Source organism: Pseudonocardia sp. NPDC049154 (genome assembly GCF_040648315.1).
Classification (GTDB): Bacteria; Actinomycetota; Actinomycetes; order Mycobacteriales; family Pseudonocardiaceae; genus Pseudonocardia.
Genome location: NZ_JBEZDN010000080.1, coordinates 26,247 through 35,182, shown reverse-complemented (window position 1 = coordinate 35,182; position 8,936 = coordinate 26,247). Strand labels below are relative to the sequence as shown.

7 protein-coding genes are annotated in these 8,936 nt (G+C 73.8%); 5 read left to right on the top strand and 2 right to left on the bottom strand.

Translation table 11 applies throughout. The features are described from left to right. Positions 1–48: 48 nt before the first annotated feature. The gene (mdo, locus tag AB0B41_RS29315; RefSeq protein ID WP_358208987.1) at positions 49–1,341 is read right to left on the bottom strand and encodes an NDMA-dependent methanol dehydrogenase; all 1,293 of its coding nucleotides are present in this window, start codon (positions 1,339–1,341) and stop codon (positions 49–51) included. A gap of 184 nt (positions 1,342–1,525) precedes the next feature. Further along, positions 1,526–2,707, bottom strand: a complete 1,182-nt coding sequence (locus AB0B41_RS29310; protein ID WP_358208985.1) for a GNAT family N-acetyltransferase — start codon at positions 2,705–2,707, stop codon at positions 1,526–1,528. Positions 2,708–2,907: 200 nt separating this feature from the next. Here AB0B41_RS29310 and mftA point away from each other — a divergent pair, with 200 nt between their 5' ends. The 5 genes from mftA (at position 2,908) to AB0B41_RS29285 (ending at position 8,889) form a co-directional block, all read left to right on the top strand. Beyond that, the gene (gene mftA / locus AB0B41_RS29305; RefSeq protein WP_037048757.1) at positions 2,908–3,009 is read left to right on the top strand and encodes a mycofactocin precursor MftA; all 102 of its coding nucleotides are present in this window, start codon (positions 2,908–2,910) and stop codon (positions 3,007–3,009) included. Continuing rightward, positions 2,999–3,319 (top strand): mycofactocin biosynthesis chaperone MftB, encoded by a 321-nt coding sequence (mftB, locus tag AB0B41_RS29300; protein WP_358208983.1) that lies wholly within the window; start codon positions 2,999–3,001, stop codon positions 3,317–3,319. Before mftA ends, mftB begins: the two co-directional genes overlap by 11 nt. Before the next feature lie 22 nt (positions 3,320–3,341). Continuing rightward, positions 3,342–4,565 (top strand): mycofactocin radical SAM maturase, encoded by a 1,224-nt coding sequence (gene mftC / locus AB0B41_RS29295; protein ID WP_358208981.1) that lies wholly within the window; start codon positions 3,342–3,344, stop codon positions 4,563–4,565. Positions 4,566–4,630: 65 nt separating this feature from the next. Next, positions 4,631–7,024, top strand: a complete 2,394-nt coding sequence (locus AB0B41_RS29290) for an FAD-dependent oxidoreductase (protein WP_358208979.1) — start codon at positions 4,631–4,633, stop codon at positions 7,022–7,024. Beyond that, positions 7,024–8,889 carry a mycofactocin system FadH/OYE family oxidoreductase 2 gene (locus AB0B41_RS29285; RefSeq protein ID WP_358208977.1) on the top strand — a complete coding sequence of 622 codons (1,866 nt, stop codon included), beginning with the start codon at positions 7,024–7,026 and terminating at the stop codon, positions 8,887–8,889. Before AB0B41_RS29290 ends, AB0B41_RS29285 begins: the two co-directional genes overlap by 1 nt. The last annotated feature ends 47 nt before the right edge of the window (positions 8,890–8,936 follow it).

The window sequence follows — 8,936 nt, the reverse complement described above, 5'->3', positions numbered from 1 at the left end:
GGATCGGCGCGGTAAGTGGTCCCTCAGCACCACTTACCGCGCACGGGGTCAGCTGAGCAGGTCGTCCAGGTCGCCGTTGATGCAGTGGTCGACCACCGGGCGGACGGTCTCGAAGGTGCACTCCTTGGGGTTGCCCGGGGTGCACGCGTCGCCGAGGACGTGGTTGGTGATCCGGTCGACGTCGGCGGCGTCGCCCTTGATCTCCTTGGCGTTCTCGTAGTACTTCGTCGGGCCCTGGCCGAGGCGGTTCTTGGAGTAGGTGTCGGCCTTGACGTCGATGAAGCGCTCCGGGATGCCCACGTCGCGCAGCAGCCGGATCGCGGCGGCCAGCGCGGCCTCCGCGGCCTGGACCTTGGTCATGCCGTGGGTGTCGATGCCCATGGCCTCCGCGATGTCCGCGAAGCGCTCGTAGGCGACCGGCATGTTGAACGCCCACACGCGTGGCAGCGCGATGGCGTTGTTGAGGCCGTGGTGGGTGTCGTAGAACGCCGACACCGCGTGCGAGATCGAGTGGATGATCCCCAGGCCACCGGAGTTGAACGCCTGGGCGGCGATGTACTGCGCGTACATCATGCCCTCGCGACCCGCCAGGTCCTGGCCGTTCCAGACCGCCGCGCGCAGGCTCTGCGCGGTCAGCTTGATCGCGTGCAGCGCGTTGCCCAGCGACGGCTGGAAGTTCAGCCGGGACACGTACGGCTCGGAGGCGTGCGCGAGCACGTCGAACCCGCACTGCGCGGTGTAGTCGATCGGGCAGTCGTAGTAGAGCACCGGGTCGTCGATCGCCAGGCTGGTCACCGAGGCGTCGTCGAACGCGACGTACTTGTGGGGGTTGTCGGGGTCCGTCGTGGTGTCAGTGATGACGTACGCCCACGAGGTCTCCGAGCCGGTGCCGGCCGTGGTGGAGACCGCGATGTGCGGCGGGTTCTGCGGGTTCTCGGACTTGTTGAAGCCCTCGAACTCGTTGACGTTGCGGCCGTCGTGGGCCACGGAGATGCGCGCGCCCTTACAGGCGTCGTGCGAGGACCCGCCGCCGATCGAGACGAACGAGTCGCAGTTGTTCTGCTGGTAGAGGCCCACAGCGTCCATGACGTTGTAGTCCTTGGGGTTCGACTCGACCTGGTCGTACACGACGACCTCGAGGCCGTGGTACTTCATCGACTCGACGATCTTGTGGACGATGTTCGTGCCGCGGAGGCCGGACGTCATCACGAGCGTCTTCTTGAAGCCGAGCTTCAGGGCCTCCGGCCCGATCATCTCGTGCGCACCCGGGCCCAGCAGAGCCTTGGGGAACGGGTGGAACTCCTTGAGCGGGAACGGCTTGAGCAGTTCGTCGACCTGCATGGCAGCCCTTTCTGGTGCAGGTGATGTCGGTCGACGGGGACGCTAGGACCGGCGTGACGGCGGGCACAGAGGGCCGCGGGCTAAACCGTCAAGAGGTGGGGGCGGAAACCGTCGGGTCGGAGGGGTGGCCCTGCTGCGGCCGACGGGTGCCGCGCCGGAATCGTTGCACATCGCTGGCAACAAGTCAGTCCGTCCGGCCCGCGTTCCACGCCTCGCCGACCTGCCCGAAGCCGCGCCGGACGTACCACTCGCGGGGTGCGCCGCCGGCGTCCGCGTGCAGGCCGAGGAGATCGCACCCGGCCCGCCCGGCGACCCGCAGGGCCCCGCTGACCAGCGCGTTCCCGTGTCCGCGGCCCCGGTGGGGTGCGGCGGTCTCCACCGCCTCGAGCACCGCGGTGGCGCCGTCGAGGTAGAGCGCGGCCGCCGCGACGACCAGGTCGCCCTCGCGCACGGCCAGCACGCGCAGGTCGGTGCCGCGGTTCTCGACGAGGTACCGGTCGGGGAGCCGGAGCCGGCGGGGGTCGTCGGCCGGCAGGTCGGGGCGCCAGGCCTCCGCCCAGAGGTCCCGGACGGCGTCGATGGTCGGCTCCGCACGCTCCGCCTCCGCGTCGATGGTCGGCTCCGCACGCTCCGCCTCCGCGTCGAGGGGCACCACCTCGGCCGCCGGGCCCGGGACCGCGCCGTCGACGGCCCGGGCCAGGACCACGTCGTGCTGCAGCCACCAGCCGGACCGGCCGAGCTCGCGGGCGACCGGGCCGGGATCGGTGCCGCGGATCGTCACGCAGCGGTGGTCGCGGCCCGCTCCGCCCAGCACCCGGTCCGCCTCGGCGGCGATCTCCTGCGCCGGGGTGCCGTCGTGGACGAGCAGGCGGTTGAGCGCGGGCGCCCACGGCACGTCGTCCTGCAGCACCGCGATCCCGCCGGAGACCGGCTCCTCCGCGCTCGCCACGCGCCGCGGCAGCGAGTCGGCGAAGGCGCGCAGCCGCCCGGCGTGATCGGTGCGGGACGGCGGAGCGGGCGGCGCGGCGAAGGCGCCGTCGGGTCCGGGGCGGTAGGCCGAGACCGCGACGACGGCGGACACCGGGACGGGTCCGTAGGCGTGCGGGAAGCGCATGGCGTCGGGGTCGCCGGGCACGCCGGGCTCGTAGCGGATCTCGCAGCCGACCGTGGCGGCGTCGACGGCGAGCAGCAGCAGGTCCCGCCGCCCGGCGAAGAGCCGGTCGGCCGGGAGGGCCACCTGGTCGGCCGTCGAGAGGTGCACGAAGCCGACCTCGGCGAGCGACGGCGGTGTGACCGCGCCCGCCCGCAGGGCTGTGCGCCACGCGGCGGGGGTGGTCAGGTGCAGCAGGGTCGCGGGTTCCGACACCCGGTCAGCATGCCCGTCCACCTGCGACTTCGTCCTCCCCGGCCCGGGCGCGAAGATCGTCGGGCCGGTCCGCGCCGCCTCTCCGAACGGATGGGGCCCCACCCGGCCCCTTGCTTCCGGCACCCGGTGCCAATATCGTCCGACCTGCCGGCCGGCACGTCCGACACCGATGTCCACCAGGTCGCACCAGGAGGTACCCGATGGCCCCGATCGAGCAGTCCGAGCAGGTCGAGGACGCCCCCGTCGTCGAGGAGACCCTCGTCGAGGAGGTCTCCATCGACGGCATGTGCGGTGTCTACTAAGAGCGCCGAGAGCGCTGGTGCCGCCGGGGTCGGCGACAGCTCCGTCTTCGACCCCGGCGCCCCCTACCGGTGCAGCCCGCAGGTCTCCCTGCGGCCCGAGCCGTTCGGGGCGCTGGTGTACCACTTCGGCACCCGCAAGCTCTCCTTCCTGAAGACCCTCCCGCTCGTGGAGGTCGTCAAGGGGCTCGAACACCACCCGGACGTCCACTCGGCCATCGCGGCCGCGGGCGTCGAGGTGGCCCAGCGCCCCGCCTACCTGAAGGCCCTGGCCGGTCTGGCCGCCTCGGGGACGATCGAAGCCCGCCAGTAACCACCACACCGGAGTGCCCCCGATGAAGCTGGTCGACCACTTCCAGTACGGCCTCAACTCGCCGATCTGCCTGACGTGGGAGCTCACCTACGCCTGCAACCTGTCCTGCGCCCACTGCCTGTCGTCGTCCGGCCGCCGGGACCCGCGCGAGCTGTCGACCGCCGAGGCCAAGGGCGTGATCGACGAGCTGCAGCGGATGCAGGTCTTCTACATCAACATCGGCGGCGGCGAGCCGACGGTGCGCCCGGACTTCTGGGAGCTGCTGGACTACTCGATCGACCACAACGTCGGGGTCAAGTTCTCCACCAACGGTCTGAAGATCGACAAGAAGCGCGCCGCGCAGCTCGCGGCAACCGACTACGTCGACATCCAGATCTCGATCGACGGCGCGACGCCCGAGGTCAACGACTACGTCCGCGGGCCCGGCTCGTACGACATGGCGATCCGCGCGCTGGAGAACCTGGCCGAGGCCGGGTTCGCGCAGCCGAAGATCTCCGTCGTCATGACCCGGCAGAACGTCGACCAGCTCGACGAGTTCAAGGCCATCGCGGACAAGTACGGCGCCCAGCTGCGGATCACGCGGCTCCGCCCGTCCGGCCGCGGTGCGGACGTCTGGGACGAGCTGCACCCGCTGCCCAGCCAGCAGAAGCAGATGTACGACTGGCTGGTCGACCGCGGGGACCAGGTCCTCACCGGGGATTCCTTCTTCCACCTCTCGGCGTTCGGCGAGGCCCTGCCCGGGCTGAACCTGTGCGGCGCCGGGCGCGTGGTCTGCCTGATCGACCCGGTCGGGGACGTCTACGCCTGCCCGTTCGCCATTCACGAGAACTTCCTCGCAGGCAACGTCCGGGACGAGGGCGGGTTCCAGAAGGTCTGGGAGAGCTCGGAGCTGTTCACCGAGCTGCGCCAGCCGCAGACCGGCGGCGCCTGCTCCTCCTGCATGCACTACGACTCCTGCCAGGGCGGGTGCATGGCGGCCAAGTTCTTCACCGGCCTCCCGCTCGACGGGCCGGACCCCGAGTGCGTGCGCGGGTTCGGCGAGCAGGCCCTCGCGGCCCGCGGTGAGGGCCACGTGATCCCGAAGTCCGAGGTCGACCACTCGCGGACGAAGCTCGGCAAGAAGTCGCCGGTCCTGCTGCAGCTCTCGATGGGCCGGCCCGACCGCGCCTGCGAGACCAGCCCGCTCGCCGGGTTGGGCGCGTCGGAGACCGACTCGGGCCTGCGGCTCCCGGTCGCCGGCTCCTAACCCTCACAGACCGCCGGCGCCGGACCCGGGGACGACGGGTCCGGCGCCGCGCGACCCACCTTCCGATGCTCACCTCGCCGCTGCAACTCGGCGGCCGAACCGCGCCGTCGCGGGTCCTGTTCGGACCGCACGTCACCAACCTCGGCCGCGGGCGCGCCCTCTCCGAGCGGCACGTCGCCTACTACGCCGAGCGGGCCGCGGGCGGGTGCGGGGTGATCGTCACCGAGACGGCGTCGGTGGGCGAGTCGGACTGGCCGTACGAGCGGGCGCCGCTCGCCGCGTCGTGCGGCGACGGATGGCGGGCGATCCGCTCCGCCTGTCCCGACGCGTTGGTCCTCGCCGGGCTCGGGCACGCCGGCGCGCAGGGCACCGGCGCGTTCACCGGGCGGGCGCTCTGGGGCGCCTCCCGGGTGCCGGACGTCGTGTCCCGCGAGGTCCCGCAGGTCATGGAACAGCCGGAGATCGACGCGCTCGTCGCCGGCTTCGTCGCGGCCGCGGCGGAGGCTGTGGCCGCGGGGCTCGACGGGGTCGAGATCCAGGCGGGCCAGCACTCGCTGCTCCGGCAGTTCCTGTCCGGGTTGACCAACCACCGCCCCGACGCCTACGGGGAGGACCGCTCCCTGCTCCTCCGCGAGGTCGTCGGGGCGGTGCGTGCCGCACTCGGCCCGCACCACGTCCTCGGCCTGCGGCTCTGCTGCGACGAGCTCGCCCCGTGGGCGGGCATCACCCCCACCTCCGCCTACGCCCTGCTCTCCACCCCCCGAGCCGCGCTCACTGCTCCCGCGAGTCGGGAGTTCCTGCACCGCGAGTCGGGAGATGTGGCACCGCGAGTCGGGACCTCCGGTCCCGCGAGTCGGGCCGTGGCCCCCCGCGAGCCGGGCTCTCCACTCCCGCGAGTCGGCACTTCCGGCACCGCGAATCGGCAGTTTCAGGACACCGAGGCGGCATACCCGGGAGAGCCGACGAGCCTCGCGCAGCTGGTCGACTACCTCGTTCCTGTGCGGGGGTCGGGGCTGACGGTCCCCGCGACCCGTCCCGACCTGCACACCCCGCCCGGCTTCAACCGCTCCCTCGCGCGCAGCTTCCTCGGGCTCGGCGTGCCGATCGTGCTGCAGGGCAGCGTGGTGGATCCGGAGATGGCGGAGGCGGCGCTCGGCGAGGGGATCGCGCTCGTCGAGATGACCAGGGCGCAGATCGCCGACCCCCGGCTCGTCGCCCACGTCCGGGCCGGGACGCCGGAACGCATCCGCCCCTGCACCCTCGCCAACCAGCACCGCGCCCGCGACCCGCGCAACCCGCTGATCACCGACGAGGCGGAGCCGCGGTCGGGTCACGAGACCCTCGACCCGCCGCTCCCGCTCGCACCCGTCGACGGGACGGGCGACCTGCTCGTCGTCGGAGGGGGTCCGGCGGGGTTGGAGGCCGCCCGGACGGCGGCGCTCAACGGCTACCGGGTGCGGCTGATGGAGAGGGCCCCGCAGCTCGGCGGTGCCCTGCGGTACGCGGCGGTCGTGCACGGTCGCGCCCGCTTCGGGTTGCTCGTCGAGTGGTGGGAGCGCGAGCTCGACCGGCTGGGCGTGGAGGTGGCGCTCGGCGTCGAGGCACGTCCGGCCGATCTGACCGGCGACGTCGTGCTCGCGACCGGGTCCGTGCCGTCGCCCCACGCCTTCGTCGCGGCACCCGACGTCGTCGTGCTGCCGGCGGGCGAGTTCGAGGCCGGGGTGCTCGCCGCGGCCGGACCCCGCCGCCCGTCCGACCCGCCCGCGCCCGACGCGACGGCCGCCGTGCTGCCCGCCGGCGCACGCGTCGTCGTGCACGACCCGATCGGCGACTGGACGGGCGTGGGGATCGCCGAGCAGGTGGCCGCGGCCGGGCTGCCGTGCGCGCTCGTCACCCCCGACGCCGTCGCCGGGACCCAGCTCTCGCGCACCGGCGACCTCGCCGACGCCAACGGGCGCCTCGAGCGGGCGGGCGTCGTGCGAGAGCTGTTCGCGCGGCTCCGGTCGGTCGGGGGCGGGACCGCACTGCTCACCGACGTCGACCACGGAGCGGCCCGGGAGGTCTCCTGCACGGTGGTGATCGACTGCGCCCACCGCCTGCCCGACGACGACCTGTGGCGCGGCCATCCCGACCTCCTGCGCGTCGGCCACGTCGAGGCTCCCGACTCGCGATGCGCGAACTCCCGACTCGCGGTGCCGGACGTCCCGACTCGCGGTGCCGGAGCTCCCGACTCGCGGGGGGCTGCGGCGCGCCTCGCGGGAGGCGGCAGCGCGACTCGCGAGGGGGCACGGCGCGACTCGCGGGCGCGGCTGGTGGTGGCGGGGGACTGTGTGGCGCCCCGGACCGTGCACGAGGCGGTGCGGGAGGGGCGACGGGCGGTGCAGTATCTGCGCCGCCCGTCGGGGGTCGTGAGTGCCGACAGCCCCTCTAGGGGCAGAACGCACTCACGGGTGTCGTGATGCTGCACGAACCGCTTCAGGTCGGCCGGTTGACCCTGCGGAACCGGATCGTCTTCACCGCCCATCTCACCGGCTACGCGACGGAGGGCCTGCCGACCCCGCAGCACGCCGCGTACTACGCCGCGCGGGCCGCGGGCGGCGCCGGGCTGGTGATCACCGAGGAGCACTCGGTCCATCCGCACGACCGCCCCTACGAGAAGCTCGTCCGCGGCCACGATCCGGCCGTGCTGCCCGGCTACCGCGCGCTCACCGACGCCGTGCACGCCCACGGCGCGGCCGTGCTCGCCCAGCTCAACCACAACGGGCCGCAGTCGTTCGGGATGTACTCCCGCGAGCCCGTCCGCGGCCCGTCCGCCGTTCCCGACCCGATGTTCCGCGAGGTCCCGGTCGCGATGACGGAGGAGGACCTCGACGAGGTCGTGGCCGGCTACGCCCGCACGGCGCGGCACTGCGTCGAGGGCGGGTTCGACGGCGTCGAGCTGCAGTGCTCGCACGCCTCCCTGGTGCGCTGCTTCCTCTCGCCCGCCACCAACCACCGCACCGACGCCTACGGTGGCCCGCTCACCAACCGCGCGCGGTTGCTGCTGCGGATCGTCGCGGCGGTCCGGCGGGAGCTCGGCGACCGGGTCCTCGGCGTCCGGCTCGGCGGCGAGGAGGGCATCGAGGGCGGCATCGGGCTCGACGAGGGCGTCGCCCTGGCCCGCCTGCTCGAGGGGACCGGCGAGGTCGACCACCTCAACACCTCGATCGGCGTGGCGACGGCGTCGTTGCACCTCATCGAGGCCTCCATGCACACGCCCGCCAACTACGCGACCTTCATCCCCTCGGCCGTCCGCGCGGCCGTGCGGATCCCGGTCGTCGCGGTCGGCCGCTTCACCGAGCCCGCCGTCGCGGAGCAGGCGCTGGTCGAGGGGCACTGCGACCTCGTCGGCGTCGCGCGCGGCCAGATCGCCTCCCCGGACTTCGCCGCCCCCGGCGGCCCGACGCGGGTGTGTGTGGGCTGCAACCAGGAGTGCGTCGGCCGGGTCGGGCTGAACCGCCCGCTCGGCTGCGCGGTCAACCCGCGCGCCGGGCGCGAGTCCGTCCCGCTGCCGGCTCCGGGCGTGCCGCGGCGGGTGACCGTGGTCGGGGGCGGGCCGGCAGGGCTGCGCGCCGCCGCGACCGCGGCCGCCCGCGGGCACCGGGTGATCCTCCACGAGCGCGACCGGCTCGGCGGCCAGCTCGCCCTCGCCGCCCTCGCGCCCGGGCGCGACGAGCTCGCCCACGTCGTCCGAGACCTCGTGGCCGAGTGCGAGGGTGCCGGGGTGGAGATCGTGCACGGGGAGCCGGACGATCTCGGGAGCGCGGACGTCGTCGTCCTCGCCACGGGGGCGCGGCCGGCCCGCCGGCCCGGCACGCTCGACGTCCGGGACGTGCTCGACGGCAGCGCCGCACCCACCGGCTCCGTGCTCGTCGTCGACGAGCTGGGGTTCCACCACGCCACCTCGGTGGCCGAGCTCCTGGCCGCCCGCGGCTGCGCCGTGGAGATCGTGACCCCGGGCATGGTGGTGGGCCAGGACCTCGGGCTGACGCTCGACCGCGAGGGCTTCCGCCGCCGGGCGCACGCGGCGGGCATCCGGCTCAGCACCGACCGGCTCGTGACGGCCGTCGAGCCGGGCCGGGCGACCCTCGTGCACCATCCCACCGGGAGGACGGAGACGAGGGAGGTCGACGCCGTGGTCCAGGCGGTCCCCGCCGAGCCCGACGACGCCCTGTGGTCCACGCTGCGTCACCGGTCCGGGGTCCACCGGATCGGTGACTGCCTGGCCCCGCGGCGGATGGACGCCGCGCTCCGCGACGGCGAGCGGCTGGCGGTGAAACTGTGAAACCTGAGAGTGGTATCCACCTGTGGACCCACACTGTGGACAACTCC